We start from the raw sequence: 20,425 nt of genomic DNA, 5'->3' as shown, positions 1-20,425 counted from the left end.
CCCCCATGGTCCATTCCGGTTTCTCTTTCACTCTTGCCCGTTATGTCGGCCGCCGGTTCGTCATGACAACGTGCCTGACCCTATTGGCCCTGACCGGACTGATCTCCCTGTTTGACTTCATCGACCTCCTCCGTCGGGCTGCCGCCCATCCAGAGGCTGGCCTCATGCGCGTGCTGGAAATCACCGCCCTGCATGTGCCATATTATGTGATCTATATCCTGCCCTTTGCCATATTGCTGGGGGGTGTGATCTGCTTCTCCCGTCTGGCCCGGTCTTCCGAACTTGTCGTAACCCGGGCGGCGGGAATATCCGCCTGGCAGGTTCTCACCAGCCCTGCGCTCTGTGCCGCGCTGATGGGACTTGCCGTCAGTGCCGGGCTGTCGCCCCTTTCCTCCTTCAGCTACGGGCTGGCGGCCCAGCTGGACAAGACATGGCTGCGGGGCCAGCACGACCATGACGGAACCCGTTTTTCCGATCTATGGATACGGGACCCCGGCAATCCGGCTGCCCATGGTGATGTCATTTTTCATATCGGCACACTCCAGCAGCAGGGCCGGACCCTGCGCGGGCAGGCCATCACCATCTTCCGGCTGGGTCATGACATGACACTCCAGCAGCGGATGGAAGTCTCCGAAGGTCTACTTGCGGATGGCTTGTGGAGACTCCATGGCGTTCTTGTCCTTTCGGATGGCCATCCCCCACAATGGAAAAATGACAGCCTGTTCCCCTCCGGAATCACTGCGGAAACCTTAAAACAGCGCACCCTTCCGGCTGATGCCCTGTCCCTCTGGGCATTGCCCGGAGTGATTAAACTGTTGCGTCATTCCGGTTTTTCCACGATACCTTATCGTCTCCACTTTCAAGGGCTACTGGCCCTTCCTATGCTGGCCGTCACCATGACGCTTGTTTCCGCCGGTTTTTCCATGCGCCCAGCCGGGCGGGGCGGGATCATGCGCATGCTGGGCGTTGGTGTCACCGCTGGCTTTGCCCTTTTTGCTGTCTCCAAAATAGCCGAGCAGCTGGGAAAGTCTGGAGCTCTACCCCCGTTCCCTGCTGCATGGGGTCCGGCGGGTGCCGGTTTGTGTCTTGCCGCAGCCCTGCTGCTGCACTTGGAGGATGGCTGATGCCACTGTCTGATGACTTTCCATTCCGCGCTGGAAAGCCCCGGTCACTGCTTAGCCAGGCCCTTGCAGGGACAGCCCTGGGGGCCCTGCTTCAGGTCATTCCTGCCTCTGCCCAGCCCGCTCCGCAGACCACTCCCGACAGCACGGCAGCCATGGCGGGCACAGCTCCCCGGGCAAAAGCCCCGAAGAATGCCCGCACTCTGCCCTCCAGCCCGACGACGGACAGTTCAGCAGATGGGCGTGTTTCCAGCTCAGACCCGGTGACGTATCTGGCCGACCATGAAAGCTACGATAAAACCGGGCTGCTCATTCTGGAGGGGAATGTCCGCCTCTGGCAGGGCGAGCAGACCCTCCGGGCTGATACGGTCACCTACGACCGGGCAGCAGGCATCATCAGGGCCATCCATCATGTAGCCCTGACACAGCCTGACGGGACCATCGCCTACGCTGACCATGTCGAGCTGGCCCACGGCATGAAAGATGCTGTCAGCTCCTCCATGTATGTCCGCATGCCAGATGAGGCCAAACTCTCCAGCAGCGGCATGCGCCGGAGCAACAGCCGCGTGACGGATTTCGCCAACCCCGTCTATACGGCCTGTCCCGTCTGTGCGGCTCACCCCGAGCGCTCACCCGTCTGGGACATCAAGGCCCATGGCATGACGCAGGACAAGGACAACCAGAACATAGAGTTCGACCGGGCCTGGCTGCATGTCCTTGGTGTGCCGGTCTTCTATTTTCCTTATCTGCCTGTCACGGATCCCAGCTCACAACGCCACAGTGGCCTGCTGAATTTCAATGTCAAACCCCATGACCATTATCTGGGTACGGTCTTCAGCCTGCCCTATTACTGGGTCATTGACGGACATCAGGACGCCACCTTCACACCGCTGGTCTCCACCAAATCCGGCCCGCAGCTTTCCACCATCTACCGCAACCGCCTGAACAACGGTTATATCCGTTTTGAGGGCGGGGTGGCTGATGACACCCTGCGGGGACGGCCCTTCTACAACGCCTTTGGCGAGCTCAGCAACGGCGGGAAAGAACACGGCGCACAGGCCTATATCGCCAGCCGTGGCGAGTTCAATCTCTCTCCGCACTGGCGGGTTGGCTTCAATGCCAATCGTGCCACCTCAGCCAACTACATGCGCGACTACAGCCTGCCAGGCTATGGCAACGACACGCTCAATTCCAACGCCTATCTGGAAGGCTTCGGGGTCGGCTCCTATCTCCGGCTGGATACGCAGGTCTATCAGGGGCTGAACCAGGGGCTCATCAACAACAGGGACCTGCCCTATTCCCTGCCCCGCTTCACCTATGAGTTCCAGGGAGAGCCGGACCGGCTCGGCGGGCGGCTGAGCATCCACACGACCGATTTCGTGGTCCTGCGCGAGCGTGGTGCCAACGACCAGCGTGGCGAGCTTGCCCTCCAGTGGGACCGCCCATGGACCAACCGTTGGGGACAGCAATGGGTGCTGACCGCCCGTGTTGACTCCATGCTCTACCACGCCACCCGCATGCATGAGCAGCCGCTCTATGAAAATGCAGGCTCCCATGTCCGGGGGCAGGCCCAGCCGACGGTGGCTGTCAAGGTCAGCTGGCCCTTTCTCCGCTCCTTTGCCAAAGGGCATGGCACGCAGGTTCTTGAGCCCATCGTGCAGCTGATCGCCGCCCCCAATACCGGTAATGCCCTGCACAGACAGCTCCCCAATGAAGACAGCTTCGCCTACGAATTCAACGATACGACGCTGTTTGCGCTGAACCGGTACATGGGCACCGACCGGCTTGATGGTGGCCTGCGGGCCAATGTCGGCCTGCATCAGAACTGGAGCTGGAATGGCCGCTCCATCGACATGCTGATCGGGGAGAGCTTCATCGAGCACCCCACCCGTGGTGGTCCGGCCTATCTTGCCTATTCTGGTGTCCAGCACACCTTCTCCGACCCTGTCGGACGGATCCAGATGACACCGTCGCGCTTTTTCGACCTGACAGCCCGCGGGCGCTTCAATCCCTACAGCCGGAGCTTCGATTACGGGGAAGGGCTCGTTTCTGCCGGGCTGCCTTTCCTGCGTGTGTCGGCCGGGTATGTCTATGAGCCGATAACATCATATTACTATTACTACACCCCGCATTTCAGACATCTGAACCCCACAATCCTGAACAATCCCTATCTCAGCAAGACAAGCGAGATCAGCGGGGGCGTCACGGGCCGGTGGAAACATGTCCATTTCGCCTACTACACACGGCGCAGTATTTCCCGTAAGGAATTTGTGGCGAATGGTGGGGTAATCGGCTACTCTAACGACTGTCTCACAACAAATTTCTATGTCTCCCGTCAGAACACCCGCATTGGGGGACGGCGCCCCAGACTGTCTGTCGGCTTCAGCATTTCACTCAGATCTCTCGGTACGTTCGGAAAATGATCTTGACCACGTCCTTCTGCTCCCGTCTCTCCCGCTCCACCCTTCTGCCCCTGACAGCCTGCGCCGCCCTGATGGTCGGCGGTGGCGCCGTGGCCGCCCGCCATGGGCAGGCCCCAGCCCAGAAGCAGGCAGCTGCGACCCCATCAGACCAGGCAGGTTCTCCCTCTGCCCTGACAGAAGACCAGATCATTGCGATCGTGAACGGGCAGATCCTCACACAGCGTGATGTGGAAGACCGGGCCCGGCTGTTTGCCGTTTCCACCGGGCTGCCCCTCACCCCCGAAATCATGGCACGGATGCGCAGCCAGCTCATCAACCAGCTGATTGATGAACGGCTGAAAATGCAGGAAATCCTTGGTCGGCACATCAATGTCGAGCCTGAACAGATTGCCGAGGCCATCCACACCATTGAGGCCCGCAATGGCATGCCGGAAAATGCCTTGCGGAACCGCCTGAAAGCGGATGGCATCTCCCTGACGACCCTGATCGACCAGCTGCGTGTCCAGATCGGCTGGATGCAGGTTCTCCGGGAAGACCTCGGCGTTCGCAGCCGTGTGACCCCCCTCCAGATCACCCAGCGTGAGCAGGCCCTTCAGAATGAAGCAGGCCGCCCGCAATATTTCATCAGTGAAATCTTCATCCCTGTCATTGATCCCCGTCATGATGAGACGGAACTCTCCTTTGTGAAGACCATCATCACACAGCTGCGCAACGGAGCTCCCTTTCCCATCGTGGCAGCCCAGTTCTCACAGGACCAGTCCGCCCTTCAGGGGGGCTCCCGCGGATGGATGCAGGAAGACAACATCGAGCCGGAAGTGCTTTCCGTCATCAGAAAAATGCCGGAAAATGCCATCTCCAACCCCATCAAGGTTCCCGGCGGTTATGCCATTGTCACTGTTCATGCCCGCCGGACCATCGGCAAGCAGATGGGGACACTCCTCAGCATGAGACAGGCTTTCTTCCCCTTCAGCTCTGCCCTGAATCCAGCTGAACCGACAGACCAGCAGAAGCTCTCCCTCCAGAAAGCTCTTCATGCGTCCCAGACCATCAAAAGCTGCAATGAGATGGAGAGCCTGAACACCTCCCTGGGCAATACCCGCCCCAGCAATCCTGGCCTTCAGGTCATGGAGCGTCTTGCGCCGCAGATGCGGCAGGTCGTGGAGAAAATCCCCACGGGGCATGTCTCCCGCCCGCTTGTGGCACCGGATGGCATTGCGCTCATCATGGTCTGCTCCCGCGAAGAACGCAATCTGGCACAGCAGACACCCGGCCAGATTGCCGACCAGCTGATGAATGAACGTGTTGAGCAGGCCTCCCAGCAGCTCCAGCGTTCCCTGCGCCGCCACGCCATCATCAAGCTCCGTCCGGCCGCCAAAACCGTATTGTCCCACGGATGACACCCGAGACTGCCCTGCCCCCCCTTCCTTCCCTGCGGGAGAGCATCCGGGCGCATGGGCTGGACGCCCTCAAGACACTCGGCCAGCACTTCCTGCTGGACCCCACGCTCTGCATGCGCATTGCCGCTCTGGGCGGCAATCTGACCGACAGTCACATCGTGGAGATCGGTCCCGGGCCGGGGGGGCTGACCCGGGCCCTGCTGCAATCCAATGCCAAAAGCGTTCATGCTGTTGAAATTGACCGACGGGCCTGGCCTCTCCTTGAAGAGCTTCAGACCCATTATCCAGACCAGCTGCACATCGTCCGCCAGGATGCGCTGAAGCTGGATGCGGCCCAGCTCGCCCCCGCCCCCCGACAGATCATCGCCAATCTGCCCTATAATGTCGCCACCCCTCTTCTTGTAGGCTGGCTACGACAGGCCGACCAATGGTCCCGCATGGCTCTGATGTTCCAGAAAGAGGTGGCTGAACGGGTCTGCGCCGCCCCCGGCACCTCCGCTTACGGGCGACTGGCCGTTCTTTCACAATGGTGCGCTGACTGCTCCATCGCCTTGACCCTGCCACCGGGGGCCTTCTCACCACCACCCAAGGTCCACTCAGCTGTGGCGCTCATCATCCCTCATGCTGAGCAGCCTTCTCCGGCCTTGTTCAAGGCCATGGAACAGGTCACGGCAGCCGCCTTCGGGCAGCGCCGCAAGATGCTGCGGGCTGCGCTAAAACCCATCAAGGGGGCCATACTGCTGGAAGAAACCGGCATCGACCCGACCAGACGGGCAGAGACGCTCTCCATTGCCGAATTTGACAGCCTCGCCCGCTGTCATCTCCAGCAAAAGCAGAACGATACATAAACAGAAAGCCCCCCATCATTTATATGGGGGGCTTTCTTCTTCACGGACCTATCGACAGGCTCAACCTCCCGTCTTCGCTCTGTCTTTTTCCCGCTGGGCATTTTCAGCCTCAAACATGTAATCACGAGTCAGCGGTACCGCTTCAATGCCCCGGGTGATCTGAAGCTGGAAGTTCATATGCCCCTGAATACGGAAGGCCAGCTCACTGGCCAGCAGATAAAGCTCGAACATCCGCACGAAACGGTCATCATACAGGGCCCGTATCTTTTCCCTGTTCCCATCAAAACGCTTCCGCCAGTGTGCCAGTGTCTTGGCGTAATGCAGGCGCCAGACCTCGCAATCCGTCAACCACAGACCTGTCTGCTCCAGTGCAGCCAGTGTCTCGCTCAGGGCCGGAGAATAACCGCCGGGGAAAATATATTTCGAAATCCACGGATTGGTCATGCCCGGCCCATCCATCCGCCCGATGGAATGAATGACCGCCACGCCATCCGGTTTCAGAAGCCGCTTGATGTGGTTGAAGAAGGTCTCATACTGCCGCACCCCGACATGCTCGAACATGCCGACAGACACGATACGGTCGAACTGCTTTTTCAGCGTCCGGTAATCCAGCAGCTCAAATGACACAAGATGATCCAGCTTCTCATCCTGTGCCCTCTTACGGGCCACCTGAAGCTGTTCAACGGACAGGGTAATACCCGTCACCTTTGCACCGTAATCCCGGGCAAGCGTCAGGGCCATGCCGCCCCAGCCACAACCAATATCCAGAACCTCCAGCCCCGGCTGATTCAGGTTCAGCTTGGCAGCAATGTGCCGCTTCTTGGCACGCTGAGCATCATCAAGCGACATGCCATCATGCTCGAAATAGGCGCAGGAATACTGTCTGTCCTTATCGAGAAACAGCTCATACAGGCTGCCATTGAGGTCATAATGATGAGCGACATTGCTGCGGGAACGCTTGAGCGAGTTCAGAGGGCGCAGCACACGGCTGACATAACGCAGCCTGCCGCTGATATCCTCACTCAACAACCCTCCACGCTCCACATTGGGTATGATGACCCACAGGACGTCCTCCAGCGAACAGCCATCAGGCACGACCGTGCCGTTCATATATTCTTCACCGAAGGCAAGCGCCGGTTTGAGAGCCAGTGCCCTCTCCGCTGCGGCTGTAAGGATCCGGACAGCAGCCCTGCGCCCCGGCCTTTCTCCCTGATACTGTCGCACCGTGCCGTCGCTATAGGTCACGGACAGGCTACCAAAATAAATGAAGCGCTTCAGCAGAGCATCAAGAACCGATTTCATGCGTTATTCCATCCTGATTCGGAACGAAACAGGTCTGTTGCTACCAACCCCCTGCTTCAACTGCTTTTTCAGACTTTGGCATAGTCCAGCAATATGGCAAGCCCCCCGGCATACTGGAAAAACGTCATCAGCTGAAAGGCGTCACTTTCTTCCCGCCCCCAAAAAGAAAAAACCCGGCAGGCGCCTTGCCTGCCGGGTTCTTCTGGACGATGTCCGAAAGGAATGATCGAAGATCAGCCCTCGTGACCAGCGCCTTCAGCAACTTCGCCCTCAGCTGCCAGAGCAGCGGACTCAGCCGCAGCCTCTTCAGCAGCCTGCTCGGCATGAAGCTCACCGAGGATGTTGTCCTCTTCCTCTTCATGACCAACGGCCTCACCACGGGCCTGACGCTCGGCCTCTTCCTCAGAACGGGCCACATTGACCGTGATCTGGATGGAAACTTCCGGGTGCAGGATGATGCGGGCTTCCACAAGGCCAAGAACCTTGATCGGCTCATCCAGCACAACCTGCTGGCGGGCCACTGTCAGGCCAGCAGCCGTAGCAGCGGCAGCGATGTCACGCGGTGTCACGGAGCCATAGAGGCTGCCGCTGTCACCAGCCTGACGGATCAGCGTCACGCTCAGGCCATGCATACGCTCGGAAAGACGCTCAGCCTCTTCACGCTTGCGGATGTTCTGGGCTTCCAGCTGGGCGCGCTCGTTATCAAAACGGGCACGGTTTGCAGCCGTGGCACGCAGGGCCTTACCCTTGGGCAGGAGGAAGTTGCGGGCATAACCCGGCTTCACACGGACGACGTCGCCCATCTGGCCGAGATTTTCCACACGCTGAAGCAGAATCAGTGATGTCTGGGACATGTCGTGCTCCTCAGTTTACAACGTAAGGGAGCAGGGCGAGGAAGCGGGCGCGCTTGATCGCCTGCGCCAGTTCACGCTGCTTTTTGGCCGACACTGCCGTGATGCGGCTGGGAACGATCTTGCCACGCTCGGACAGGAAACGGCTCAGAAGACGCACGTCCTTGTAGTCGATCTTCGGAGCGTTCGCACCGGAGAACGGGCAGGATTTCCGACGGCGGTAGAAGGGACGACGTGCCCCAACAGCCAGACGGCGGGAGGCAGGGTTGACTGCCGGTGTCGTGTTTGTGTCTGACATGGTTTCTTACTCCGCTGCAGCCGCGTTGTGATCGCGCGTCTCTGAGGAATCGTTATGACGACGGCCGCCACGACCGCTCTCATAACGCCCACCGCTGCGAGCCCCACCACGGGACCCACGGTCACCACGATCATCCTTGCGGGACAGGATCGGGGACGGTGTCTCATCGATCTCATCAACACGGAGTGTCAGCAGACGCAGGACATCGTCATGCAGGCCCATCTGACGGCTCATCTCGTTCATGGCCTCGACCGGGGCTTCAATCCCCAGCAGGACATAATGGCCCTTGCGGTTCTTCTTGATGCGGTAAGCAAGGGTACGCAGACCCCAGAACTCACGCTTGCGGATGGTCCCGCCGTGCTCGCCAAGAATACCGGAGATGTTCTCGACCAGGGTTTCAACCTGAGCCTGAGAGACATCGTTACGTGCAATCAGCACGGTCTCATAAAGTGGCATGAAAACTCCCTTCGGATAAGGTCAACCCGGACCAGCCCAGTGCTGGCCTGACCGCACTCCCCCAATGAAGGAGTGCCGGGTATAGCCGTTGCGCCGCCATAGCGCACGGCAGGGAAAGCGGCCTTTAAGCACGAAAACGGCCCAAAGGCAAGGAAAACCGGCAGAGCCCGAGGCCCTTACCGGCAAACCGGATCAATCATCAAGGAAGGAGCGCAGCTTGCGGCTGCGGCTCGGATGCTTGAGCTTGCGGAGCGCCTTGGCCTCAATCTGGCGGATACGCTCACGGGTCACATTGAACTGCTGGCCCACTTCCTCCAGCGTGTGATCGGTGTTCATGCCGATACCAAAGCGCATACGCAGCACACGCTCCTCACGAGGCGTCAGAGAGGCCAGAACACGGGTCGTTGCCTCACGCAGGTTCGTCTGGATGGCGGCATCCAGCGGAATGACGGCGGTCTTGTCCTCAATGAAGTCACCAAGATGGCTGTCTTCCTCATCACCGATCGGTGTCTCAAGGGAAATCGGTTCCTTGGCGATCTTGAGGACCTTGCGGACTTTCTCCAGCGGCATACCCAGCTTCTCGGCCAGTTCTTCCGGGGCGGGCTCACGGCCAATTTCATGCAGCATCTGCCGGGATGTCCGTACCAGCTTGTTGATCGTCTCGATCATGTGCACGGGGATACGGATTGTCTTGGCCTGATCGGCAATGGAGCGGGTAATCGCCTGACGGATCCACCATGTCGCATAGGTGGAGAACTTGTAGCCACGGCGATATTCAAACTTGTCTACCGCCTTCATCAGGCCGATGTTCCCTTCCTGGATCAGGTCAAGGAACTGAAGGCCACGATTGGTGTATTTCTTGGCAATGGAGATCACCAGCCGCAGATTGGCCTCAATCATCTCCTTCTTTGCCCGGGTGGAATCACGTTCCCCACGGGAAATGGTCTGATAGACCAGACGGAACTCATCCACCGGCAGGCCAGTTTCCTTGGCCAGGGCAGCCACTTCGTCCCTCATTTTCTCAAGGGCGGGGAGGTGCTTGCTTGTCAGGGTCTTCCAGCCTTTGCCGGGAAGCTGGCAGATGCCTTCGATCCAGTCCGGCGCCAGCTCCTGATGACGATACCGGTCCATGAAATCTTCACGGGGAATCTTGCATGTTTCTGCCAGACGCAGCATCCGCCCCTCAACGGCATTCAGCTTCTGCACATGAGCCTTCAGGGACTGGACCAGCTCCTCAATACGATTATTGTGCAGGCGCATCCGCTCCACAAGAGCGACAAGCTCCGTCCGCAGCTTGTTATATTTCTTCTCATCCGTATCGGACGGGGACCGCCCTTCCAGCAGGACCTTGAGACGCTGGCTCTGCATCTTTATCAGCTTCTGATAAAGCGGCTCGAAGGCTTCAAACAGCAGCATGATGTCCGGGCGGAGTTTTTCCTCCAGCGCAGAGAGTGACAGGCCACTCCCCTCGCTGCCACTGCCATCTCCATCACTGTCCTCAGACTCGTCATCCGGTTCGTTCTCTTCCTCGGATGTCAGGTCTTCCATATCCTCTGGCGATTCAGGGTCGCTCTGGCTGGCCTCAAGATCGATCACCTCACGCAGGAGCAGCGTCTCGTTCTTGAGCTGCTCATACCAGCCCAGGATGGACTGGAAGGTCAGCGGGCTGCGGCACAGCCCTCCGATCATCTCTCCACGCCCGGCCTCAATACGCTTGGCAATGGCAATCTCACCCTCACGGGAAAGGAGCTCCACCGCTCCCATCTCACGGAGATACATGCGGACAGGGTCATCCGTCCGGCTGGCCGCAACAGCATCGACATTACCACCATTCGCCTCGTCATCCGAGGCGTCGTCATTGCCAGAACGGTCTTCGCTACTGCCCTCTTCTTCCTCCTTGTCCACGCTTTCGACCACCTGTATCCCCATTTCGGAGAGGGCAGCCATGACGTCCTCGATCTGCTCGGAAGACATCTTGTCCTGCGGGAGGATGGCATTCAGTTCATCAAACGTGATGTGACCGGCAGACCGCCCCTTGGCAATCAGCTTCTTGACGGCCGAGGACTGCACATCAAGCGGAGAACTGTCCTGCTCTGGTGCATTCCTGTCTGATCCAGAGGCTGATTTTGTGGCCATGCGTCTCTCCGTCAACTTTACTCGAAAGCCAGTAATGGGGCAGCTTGGAATTGGTTAATCCAGCCCTCCAAGTCAAGGACCGGGGCACCAGAAAGTTGCGATTGCGTGCTTTATCCCGGGCATCGGGCTCAACGTCCATCCGCCACTTCAGCCGTCTTCCGGCTCCAGCTGCGGGCTTTCTCCCCGGCGGAGGGCAAACAGCACGTTCTGCTTGGCCTGCATCGCCGCCAGTAATGTCCGCTTCGTTGCCTCATCCGATTCGGAGGAAGAATTCAGAAGCTGCTCCACTGTCCGGCGCACCTCTTCTTCCACTGTTTCCTGAAGTGTCCTGAGATTTTCCAGCGCATAGAAATGCCACCAGAGCTTCATGACCGCCTGCATGCGGTCCTCATCATCCTCCACCCGCACCTGCCGGGGCATGGAACTGCTGCACAGTGCTGCCACCGCATCTGCCAGCCCCTGCCCGGCCATCCACTCCCGGCAGCTTTCCGCCGTCAGGGCACCGGTACATTCATCAGCCCAGCTCAACAGGGCCGTACGGATATCGGCGAGAGAGCCCGACAGGGCCAGCGCATTATATTCCCGGTCAATACCCGGCAATATGTCCGGATGCTGGAGCAGGATGGCCGTGAGAATGTTCAGCCGTTCACCACTGCCCTCCTCTACGGTGCGCTCCGCTGAGACCGGAATGACAGAGGCGGTCATGCTGTCCTGCTGCCCACGCCTCCCCCATCCCGGCTTCTGACGGCGATAGCGGGCGAAGAACATATCGTTCAACGTGCTGCGATATTCACCAGCCAGCACCTTGTCCGGAATCATCCGGGCTAGGGCATTGAGTTTCTCCCGCAAGGCCGCCCGCCGCTCGGGCGTCGGGTCACGCTCCTGCGCTGTCAGCAGGCCGAACAGCTCTTCTTCCATCGGGCGGGCAGCCGCAAGACGGCGCTCCATGCCCTGTACGCCCTCCCGCCGGAGAAGGGAATCAGGGTCATCTCCACCATCCAGACGACAGAACCGCAGGCTGCGCCCGACCTTCAGCAATGGCAGGGCAACCTCGCAGGACCGCAGGGCCGCACGCTGCCCGGCGCCATCACCATCAAAACAGATGATGGGCGTGTCCGTCATCCGCCAGAGCAGTTCCAGCTGCTCATCGCCCAGAGCCGTACCCAATGGCGCCACAGCCCCGGCAAAACCTGCCTGAGCCATGGCAATGACATCCATGTACCCTTCCACCACCACGGCCTTTGCGCCCTTGTGGATGGCCTGCCGTGCCAGATCGATATTGAAGAGTGTCCGTCTTTTGGAAAAGATTTCTGTCTCTGGCCCATTCAGATATTTGGGCTGGCCATCCCCCAGAACACGCCCGCCGAAAGAGATGATCCGCCCCTTCCTGTCCCGGATCGGAAACATGACCCGGTTGAAGAACAGCTCGCCCTTGGGATGCCCATTTTCATCGGTCCGCATCAGCCCGACCTGAACCAGCGTCGCCGCTGTAATGTTTTTCCCTTCCAGCGCCTTCAGCAGGGAGCGCCCGTCACCAGACCAGCCGAGCCCGAAACGCTCCAGCGTCTCTTCACTCAGGCCACGCTTCTGCAGGTAATCCAGCCCGGCACGACCTTCCGGCTGGTAGAGCCTGCTGCGATAGATGGCCTGGACCTCATCCATGACATCATGCAGGGTCTGCCGGACACGGGCCTTCTCGACCTGCCGCGGGTCATCAGCCGGAACCTCCATCCCGGCTTCCGACGCCAACCGCTCGACAGCCTCACGGAACCCGGCCCCCTCACTCTGCATGATGTAGCTGATCGCATCACCATGTGCGCCACAGCCAAAGCAGTGATAGTGATCATCATAGATGTAAAGCGAAGGCGTCTTTTCCCCATGAAAGGGGCAGCAGACTTTCCAGTTCCGGCCGGACCGGACCAGCTTGTTCCGCCGGCCGAACAGGGATGTAAGGGATGTCCGCTGGCGCAGTTCATCAAGAAACGCAGTGTCTATGGCCATGCACACACTGTGACACTCTCCCCCCCAAAAAGGAAGATGCTCCCGATTCCCCCTTGACGAAAGAACCCCAAACTTCAACACACGACAGGTCACACCCTCCATTCCAGAGCAGAGAGCGGGCCTTTTCATGACACGTTCCACCTTCACCGGCATTGCCTGCGGCGCCGCAGCAGGAGCATTGTGGGGACTGTCCCTCCTCGCTCCGGAGCTGATCGGCCCCTTCGCACCATTGCAGCTCGCGTCTGTCCGGTTCGTCACCTATGGGGTCATCGCCCTGCTGCTGCTCGCCCCGAAGCTGAAGACACTCCTTCCCCATCTGGGTGCTGCCGAATGGTGGGGCCTGCTGGGGCTCAGCCTGATGGGCAACATCATCTATTACAGCCTGCTCAGCACGGCCGTGCAGCTCTGTGGCGTAGCCATGCCCTCGCTGATCGTCGGTTTCATCCCTGTCACGGTGACCCTCGTGGGAGCACTGCGGCATGATTCCACCCTGCATGTCCGCCAGCTTGTCCCTTCCATGCTGCTCAGTACAGGCGGCATTGTCTGCATCGCCTGGCAGAATTTTCACAATGCCTCTCCCCAGCATCAGGGCGGCCTCTGGGTCCAGCTGGCCGGGCTGCTCATGGCGGCCTGTGCCCTGCTCAGCTGGACAGGCTTTGTCGTCAAGAACGCCAACTGGCTACGGCGGCTTGACCACATCACCCACAATGACTGGAACCTGCTGACAGGCCTCGTCACCGGGGCTCTCGCCCTGCTCATGCTGCCTCTGGCCTTCCTGCTGCCGCAGCATCTGCCCGCCACGGGCTGGGCGCATTTCCTCATGGTTGCCTGCGGGATGGGCCTGCTGGCCTCGGTCGTGGCCAATGCGTTCTGGAACAGCATGACACGCCTGCTGCCCCTGACGATGGTCGGGCAGATGATCCTGTTCGAAACACTCTTCTCGCTGATCTACGGCTTCCTCTGGGAGCAGCGTTTTCCCCGGCCTCTGGAGGCCTGCGCCATCGTTCTGGCCATCAGTGGGGTCATCTCCTGCGTCCGTGCCCATGGTCCGGCGAAGCACGGCTGAACACTCTTCCCTCTTGACGCAGGCACCATTACCTACAACACAGGCCCATATCGCATAATTAACAATTCAAGAATGAGCCTGCATGACACGTTCCATCCTCATGGGCACCGCTTATGGTGCCATGGCGGGAGCATTCTGGGGGATAACATTTCTCGCCCCGGAGCTTGTCGCCCCGTTCACGCCTTTTCAGCTGGCAACGCTGCGCTATCTGACCTTCGGGATCGTCTCCCTTCTCATCCTTCTCCCACGCCTGAAAACGCTGCTGCCACACCTTACCTTCAAGGCATTCCGGGCGCTCGTACTTCTCGCCATACTGGGCAGCGTGGGCTATTACAGCATGATGGGCGTGGCCATCCAGCTGAGCGGCGTAGCCATGCCATCCCTCATCATCGGCTTCATCCCCGTCACGGTGACACTGGCTGGCATCTGTCGCCATAATGCCGTTGTCACATTCCGCCAGCTCATCCCATCCATCCTGCTCAGCACGGCGGGCATCCTCTGCATCTCCTGGCAGAATTTCTTTGTCGGCTCCGCCCTGCATCATACCGGCCCGCTGCTACAGGCCGTCGGCCTGCTGATGGCCATCGGGTCCCTGCTGGGCTGGACACTGTTCAATGTCATCAACTCTGACTGGCTGAAAAAGCTGGATCACATCACGAGCGATGAATGGAACCTGCTGACGGGCGTCATGGCCGGTATCCTGTCGCTGGTCATTCTCCTGCCAGCCGCCTTCTTCTGGCCGGCGCACCTGCCCACGACCGGCTGGACACGCTTTATCCTCATTTCCTGCGGTGTGGGGCTGTTCTCCTCCACCATCGCCAATGCGTTCTGGAACCGCATGACCCATCTTCTGCCCCTGACGATGGTCGGGCAGATGATCCTGTTCGAAACGCTCTTCTCGCTGATCTACGGCTTCCTCTGGGAGCAGCGCCTGCCCACCATATGGGAAGCTGCTGCCTTCCTGCTCTCCGTCAGCGGCGTTCTGGCCTGTGTCCGGGCCCACAAGAACAACGAAGCCTCCCACTCCTACCACTGACACGAAAAACCCCGCCTGTTTCATCAGGCGGGGTTTTCACACTCCGGTCCGCAAAGCGGAAAAACCGTCAGCCGAGATGGGCCTTGACAAGACCGCTGGCCCGTCCGGCATCCAGTGCCGCACCGAAGCGACCTTTCAGCACACCCATCACCTTGCCCATGTCCTTCATGCCCTCGGCACCTGTTTCCTTCACGGCCTCGGCAATGGCTTCTTTCAGGGCATCTTCGGACAGTTCCGCCGGGAGATAGTTGCGGATGGTCTCGATTTCCGCCTCTTCCTTGGCGGCCAGTTCGGGCCGGTTGCCCTGATGGTACATGGCCGCAGACTCCGTGCGTGTCTTGATCATGGAACGCAGGGCCAGAAGGATATCATCCTCACTCACCTCCCCACTCTTGGCCCGGGCAGCGACATCAAGGTCCTTGATCTTTGCGGAAATGGCACGGATCTGCGCCACACGGTCAGACTGACCGGCCTTCATGGCTGCCTTGAGATCATCCATGATACGGGTACGGAGTGACATGATGGTTCTCTCTCTTAATGATGAGTTTATAAGTTCCATAAAGGAGCGTAAGAGGTACCAGCCCTGCACTGTCCTGTCGATATTGCAGGAGTCCACAGGGAGCAGTCACAGATGCGGGAAAAAACTTCCCACCATGGCTTGTATTCCAGCACCCTCCCTCCATATGGGAAAAAACTTCCCATCACGCTCTGGCTGCCCTATGAAGGGACAGGCCCATCCGGGTTCAGAACAGACAGGGCACGAGGCAGAGCAGCAGACAGATGAACGTCGATTCACTCATCAAGAAAGCAGGCGGTGCGGCTGAAATCGCCCAGCTTACCGGTGTCAGCACCGAGGCCGTGCGCAAGTGGCGGCAGGCTGGTATGATACCCACAAAACACTGGCCTGCCCTGCTTCATGTGCCGGGGATCACCCTGGCCGACCTGAACGAGACGTCAGAGGAGACATCCGCCATGACCCACCCTACCGATGACATGCCCCCCAGAGGCGCAACGGCCGTCCTCGTGCTGGCGGATGGCTCCCATTTCTGGGGCCGTGGTTTCGGGGCTTTCAATGACGGTGCCGCAGGCGAGCTCTGCTTCTCCACCGGCATGACGGGCTATCAGGAAACACTGACAGACCCCTCCTTCGCCGGACAGATCATCACCTTCACCTTCCCCCATATCGGCAATGTCGGCACCAACGGGGATGATGACGAGGCCCCCACCATGGCGGCCCTCGGCCTCGTGGTGAAAGAAGATGTCACCGCCCCGGCCAGCTGGCGGTCCATCCAGCCACTGCAGGACTGGCTGAAAGCCCACGGGCGGGCCGGCATCAGCGGTGTGGACACACGGGGCATCACCCGCCTGCTGCGGGACAAGGGGCCGCAGAACGCCCTGCTTTTCTACCCGAAAGATGGCCGCTTCGACCTCGCCGCCCTGCGCCAGAAGGCTGCAGAATGGCCCGGTCTGGAAGGGATGGACCTCGTGAAGGAGGTTGCCCAGCCCGCCCGCAGCTGGACGAAAACCACATGGCACAACACCCGCCCCGAGCGGGCCGTGAAACGCCGTGTCGTGGCTCTGGATTACGGAGCAAAAGACAACATCCTCCGCAGCCTCGTTGCTGCTGGCTGTGAGGTGCATGTCCTCCCCGGCACCGCCACGGGTGAGGAGATCCTCGCCCTGAAGCCGGAAGGCGTCTTCCTCTCCAACGGTCCGGCCGACCCCGCCGCCACGGCCGTCTATGCTGTCCCGGCCATCCAGGCCGTCATGGAGGCGGACATTCCGGTCTTCGGCATCTGCCTCGGCCACCAGCTTCTGGCCCGGGCACTGGGCGGCACGACCTACAAGCTGGACCGTGGCCACCGTGGGGCCAACCAGCCGGTGAAGGACCTCACGACGGGCCGGGTGGAAATCACCAGCCAGAATCACGGCTTCGCCGTGGATGAGAAGTCCCTGCCCGATACCGTCAGGGTGACGCATGTCAGCCTGTTTGACGGCTCGAACGAAGGACTGGCTTCCACCGTGAAGGAAGCCTTCTCCGTCCAGTACCATCCGGAAGCCAGCCCCGGCCCGACCGACAGTTTCTACCTCTTCGAGCGGTTTGTCGCCGTGATGGACCGCCGCGCCGCAGCCCGCACAACCAGCAAGGCAGGAGCCTGACCCATGCCCAAACGCACAGACATCCGCTCCATCCTCATCATCGGTGCTGGCCCCATCGTCATCGGGCAGGCCTGCGAGTTCGACTATTCCGGCGCACAGGCCTGCAAGGCCCTGAAGGAGGAAGGCTACCGTGTCATCCTCCTGAACTCCAACCCGGCCACCATCATGACCGACCCCGGTCTGGCTGATGCCACCTACATCGAGCCCATCACGCCGGAATTTGTCGAGCGCATCATCCTCAAGGAGAAGCCCGACGCCGTCCTGCCGACCATGGGTGGCCAGACGGCCCTGAATGCCGCCATGGCGCTGGACAAGTCCGGCTTCCTCACCAGGCACGGCGTGGAGCTGATCGGCGCACGGGCTGACGTGATCGACCGTGCCGAGGACCGCCTGAAGTTCCGTGAGGCCATGGATGCCATCGGCGTGGAAAGCCCCCGCAGTGCCATCGCCCACACGCTGGACGAGGCCCGCACGGCCCTGGAGCATATCGGCCTGCCCGCCATCATCCGTCCGTCCTTCACCATGGGCGGCTCCGGCGGTGGTATCGCCTATAACCGGGAGGAATTCTCCCAGATCGTGGCCAGCGGGCTGGATGCCTCCCCCACCACCGAGGTGCTGATCGAAGAATCCGTCATCGGCTGGAAAGAGTACGAGATGGAAGTGGTCCGTGACGTGGCGGACAACTGCATCATCGTCTGCTCCATCGAGAACATCGACCCGATGGGCGTCCATACCGGGGATTCCATCACCGTGGCCCCGGCCATGACGCTGACGGACAAGGAATACCAGCGGATGCGTGATGTCTCCATCGCCTGCCTGCGGGCCATCGGCGTGGAGACGGGTGGTTCCAACGTGCAGTTCGGCGTGAATCCGAAGGATGGCCGCATGGTCGTCATCGAGATGAACCCCCGCGTGTCCCGCTCCTCCGCCCTGGCCTCCAAGGCTACCGGCTTCCCGATCGCCAAGATCGCCGCCAAGCTGGCCGTGGGCTACACTCTGGATGAGCTGACGAACGACATCACCGGCACCATCCCGGCCAGCTTCGAGCCGACAATCGACTATGTCGTCACGAAGATTCCCCGCTTCACCTTCGAGAAATTCCCCAGCACGCCGGCCCTGCTCTCCACCTCCATGAAATCCGTCGGTGAGGCGATGGCCGTGGGCCGCAGCTTCGCCGAATCCCTCCAGAAGGGCCTGCGCTCCATGGAGACGGGCCTGACAGGTCTGGACCCTGTGGAAGCCCCCGGCGATGGCTCCCCGGATGCCTACCGTGCCGCCCTCTCCGAGCCACGGCCGGAGCGCATCCTCATGGCCGCCCAGGCCTTCCGGGCCGGTCTCTCACTGGAGGACATTCAGGAAGCCTGCCATTTCGAGCCGTGGTTCCTCCGCCAGCTGGAAGGCATCATTGCGACGGAACGTGAGATCGAAGCGAACGGCCTGCCGGATGACGCCATCAGCCTGCGCCAGATCAAGGCCCAGGGCTTCTCCGACCAGCAGCTTGCCCGCCTGAGCGGCAAAAGCGTGAAGGACGTCGTCGCCCTGCGCACAAAGCTGGACGTGCTGCCCGTCTATCGCCGGATCGACACCTGTGCAGCCGAGTTCTCCTCCGACACGCCTTACCTGTATTCCACCTATGAAGGGGGCTTCGGCATCCCGGACTGTGAGAGCCGCCCGACGGACAAACAGAAAATCGTCATCCTCGGCGGTGGCCCCAACCGGATCGGTCAGGGCATCGAGTTCGACTACTGCTGCGTCCATGCCGCCTACGCCCTGCGTGAGGCCGGTTTCGAGACGATCATGGTCAACTGCAACCCGGAAACCGTCTCCACGGACTATGACACGTCCGACCGCCTCTATTTCGAGCCGCTGACGGCCGAGGACGTCATCAGCCTCGTGAAGAAGGAGATGACGAACGGCACCGTTCTGGGCTGCATCGTGCAGTATGGTGGGCAGACCCCGCTGAAGCTCTCCCGTGCGCTGGAGGAAGCGGGCATCACCCTGCTGGGCACCCCGGCCGATGCCATCGACCGTGCCGAGGACCGGGAACGCTTCCAGGCCATGCTGCGCAAGCTGGGCCTGCGCCAGCCCCGCAACGGCATCGCCCGCACCCCCGACGAGGCCCTGAAGATCGCCGAGGAAGTCGGCTATCCGGTCGTGGCCCGTCCCTCCTACGTGCTGGGTGGCCGTGCAATGGAGATCGTCTATGACAGGGCCGGTCTTTCCCATTACCTCAACACCGTCCTGCGTGCCGCCGGTGAGGATGTCTCCACCGGGCCGGTCCTGCTGGATCACTACCTGAATGAGGCCATCGAGGCCGACGTGGACTGCATTGCCGATGGTCATGATGTCTATGTCGCCGGGGTGATGGAGCATATCGAGGAAGCCGGAATCCACTCTGGCGACTCTGCCTGCTCCCTGCCGCCCTACACGCTCTCCCCGGCTCTGGTGACGGAGCTGAAGGCCCAGACCGAAGCCATGGCCCGTGAGCTGGGCATCCGTGGACTGATGAACGTGCAGTTCGCCATCAAGGATGACGAGGTGTTCGTTCTGGAGGTCAATCCCCGTGCCTCCCGCACGGTGCCTTTCGTGGCCAAGGCCACAGGTGTGCCGGTCGCCAAGATCGGGGCCCGGATCATGGCCGGAGCCAGACTGTCCGAGTTCCCGCTGGAAGGCCGGTCCGTCGCCCCACATGTGGCCGTCAAGGAAGCGGTCTTCCCCTTCAACCGCTTCTCCGGCGTTGATACGATCCTCGGGCCGGAAATGCGCTCCACTGGTGAGGTAATGGGGCTGGATGCCAACTTCGAGATGGCCTTTGCCAAATCCCAGCTGGCCGCAGGCGTGAAACTCCCCCGGACAGGCACCGTCTTCCTCTCCGTCCGGGAGAGCGACAAGGCCCATGTGCAGCCACTGGCCCGCAAGCTGGTGGAGATGGGCTTCACCATTCTTGCCACCCGTGGCACGGCGGACCGGCTCAAGGAAGCCGGTATTCCGGTCACCCGTGTCAACAAGGTGCTGGAAGGTCGCCCACACTGTGTGGATGCCATCCACTCCAACGAGGTGCAGATGGTCATCAACACCGCCCAGGGTGGCCAGTCCGCCCGGGACAGCTTTGACATCCGCCGCTCCGCCCTGACGATGAACGTGCCCCATTACACGACCATCGCCGGTGCCCGGGCAGCAACCTATGCCATCTCTGTCCTGAAGCAGAAGGAGCCGGATGTGGCGCCGCTGCAATCCTATTTCCACGGCGCCTTCTAAGAGAAGGCTTGCAGCACGCATGGCGTGCTGGTTATCCTGTCCGCCACAGCGTATGCCGCCCCGCCCTTTTCC

15 protein-coding genes are annotated in these 20,425 nt (G+C 60.6%); 8 read left to right on the top strand and 7 right to left on the bottom strand.

Going from position 1 to position 20,425, the window contains the following annotated elements; all coding sequences use genetic code 11:
- Nucleotides 1–5 precede the first annotated feature (5 nt).
- The 4 genes from lptG to rsmA are packed head-to-tail and all read left to right on the top strand — an operon-like array spanning nt 6 to nt 5,789.
- On the top strand, nt 6–1,124 hold the full coding sequence (lptG, locus tag DTJ15_RS07030) for an LPS export ABC transporter permease LptG (protein ID WP_081562877.1): 1,119 nt from the start codon (nt 6–8) through the stop codon (nt 1,122–1,124).
- Nucleotides 1,124–3,544 carry an LPS-assembly protein LptD gene (locus tag DTJ15_RS07025; RefSeq protein WP_103765207.1) on the top strand — a complete coding sequence of 807 codons (2,421 nt, stop codon included), beginning with the start codon at nt 1,124–1,126 and terminating at the stop codon, nt 3,542–3,544. The genes lptG and DTJ15_RS07025 overlap by 1 nt, the downstream gene beginning before the upstream one ends.
- Nucleotides 3,541–4,941 (top strand): peptidylprolyl isomerase, encoded by a 1,401-nt coding sequence (locus tag DTJ15_RS07020; protein ID WP_408610220.1) that lies wholly within the window; start codon nt 3,541–3,543, stop codon nt 4,939–4,941. The genes DTJ15_RS07025 and DTJ15_RS07020 overlap by 4 nt, the downstream gene beginning before the upstream one ends.
- Nucleotides 4,938–5,789 (top strand): 16S rRNA (adenine(1518)-N(6)/adenine(1519)-N(6))-dimethyltransferase RsmA, encoded by an 852-nt coding sequence (rsmA, locus tag DTJ15_RS07015; protein WP_249109709.1) that lies wholly within the window; start codon nt 4,938–4,940, stop codon nt 5,787–5,789. The genes DTJ15_RS07020 and rsmA overlap by 4 nt, the downstream gene beginning before the upstream one ends.
- A 60-nt stretch (nt 5,790–5,849) precedes the next feature.
- Here rsmA and DTJ15_RS07010 read toward each other — a convergent pair whose 3' ends face one another.
- The 6 genes from DTJ15_RS07010 to dnaG all read right to left on the bottom strand — a co-directional run bounded on the left by DTJ15_RS07010 (nt 5,850) and on the right by dnaG (nt 12,833).
- A complete protein-coding gene (locus tag DTJ15_RS07010) occupies nt 5,850–7,091 on the bottom strand; it encodes a cyclopropane-fatty-acyl-phospholipid synthase family protein (protein ID WP_043557898.1) in 1,242 nt (413 codons plus the stop codon).
- A 233-nt stretch (nt 7,092–7,324) separates the two neighbouring features.
- Entirely contained in the window at nt 7,325–7,945 is a 621-nt protein-coding gene (rplI, locus tag DTJ15_RS07005; RefSeq protein ID WP_043557897.1) for a 50S ribosomal protein L9, read from the bottom strand.
- Between the two features lie 10 nt (nt 7,946–7,955).
- The gene (gene rpsR / locus DTJ15_RS07000; protein WP_043557896.1) at nt 7,956–8,240 is read right to left on the bottom strand and encodes a 30S ribosomal protein S18; all 285 of its coding nucleotides are present in this window, start codon (nt 8,238–8,240) and stop codon (nt 7,956–7,958) included.
- Between the two features lie 6 nt (nt 8,241–8,246).
- Nucleotides 8,247–8,696: a 30S ribosomal protein S6 gene (gene rpsF / locus DTJ15_RS06995; protein WP_043557894.1), complete on the bottom strand. Its 450-nt coding sequence runs from the start codon at nt 8,694–8,696 to the stop codon at nt 8,247–8,249.
- A gap of 192 nt (nt 8,697–8,888) precedes the next feature.
- Nucleotides 8,889–10,832: an RNA polymerase sigma factor RpoD gene (rpoD, locus tag DTJ15_RS06990; RefSeq protein ID WP_043557893.1), complete on the bottom strand. Its 1,944-nt coding sequence runs from the start codon at nt 10,830–10,832 to the stop codon at nt 8,889–8,891.
- A gap of 147 nt (nt 10,833–10,979) precedes the next feature.
- Nucleotides 10,980–12,833, bottom strand: coding sequence for a DNA primase (gene dnaG, locus DTJ15_RS06985; RefSeq protein ID WP_249109708.1), 1,854 nt, complete (start codon nt 12,831–12,833; stop codon nt 10,980–10,982).
- 127 nt (nt 12,834–12,960) lie between these two features.
- Here dnaG and DTJ15_RS06980 point away from each other — a divergent pair, with 127 nt between their 5' ends.
- Together DTJ15_RS06980 and DTJ15_RS06975 are read left to right on the top strand one after the other, a co-directional pair.
- A complete protein-coding gene (locus DTJ15_RS06980) occupies nt 12,961–13,899 on the top strand; it encodes a DMT family transporter (RefSeq protein WP_249109707.1) in 939 nt (312 codons plus the stop codon).
- An 82-nt stretch (nt 13,900–13,981) separates the two neighbouring features.
- Nucleotides 13,982–14,935 carry a DMT family transporter gene (locus DTJ15_RS06975; protein WP_081562871.1) on the top strand — a complete coding sequence of 318 codons (954 nt, stop codon included), beginning with the start codon at nt 13,982–13,984 and terminating at the stop codon, nt 14,933–14,935.
- Nucleotides 14,936–15,002: 67 nt separating this feature from the next.
- Here DTJ15_RS06975 and DTJ15_RS06970 read toward each other — a convergent pair whose 3' ends face one another.
- A complete protein-coding gene (locus DTJ15_RS06970; RefSeq protein ID WP_043557888.1) occupies nt 15,003–15,455 on the bottom strand; it encodes a GatB/YqeY domain-containing protein in 453 nt (150 codons plus the stop codon).
- 260 nt (nt 15,456–15,715) lie between these two features.
- Between DTJ15_RS06970 and carA the strand changes: the two genes are divergently transcribed.
- On the top strand, nt 15,716–17,095 hold the full coding sequence (carA, locus tag DTJ15_RS06965; protein ID WP_043557887.1) for a glutamine-hydrolyzing carbamoyl-phosphate synthase small subunit: 1,380 nt from the start codon (nt 15,716–15,718) through the stop codon (nt 17,093–17,095).
- Between the two features lie 3 nt (nt 17,096–17,098).
- Nucleotides 17,099–20,353, top strand: coding sequence for a carbamoyl-phosphate synthase large subunit (gene carB / locus DTJ15_RS06960; RefSeq protein ID WP_081562870.1), 3,255 nt, complete (start codon nt 17,099–17,101; stop codon nt 20,351–20,353).
- The last annotated feature ends 72 nt before the right edge of the window (nt 20,354–20,425 follow it).

The organism is Parasaccharibacter sp. TMW 2.1891 (genome assembly GCF_023337675.1).
Taxonomy (GTDB): Bacteria; Pseudomonadota; Alphaproteobacteria; order Acetobacterales; family Acetobacteraceae; genus Bombella; species Bombella apis.
Note: the sequence above shows the minus strand (reverse complement) of the source record. Positions and strands in the feature narration are given on the sequence as shown.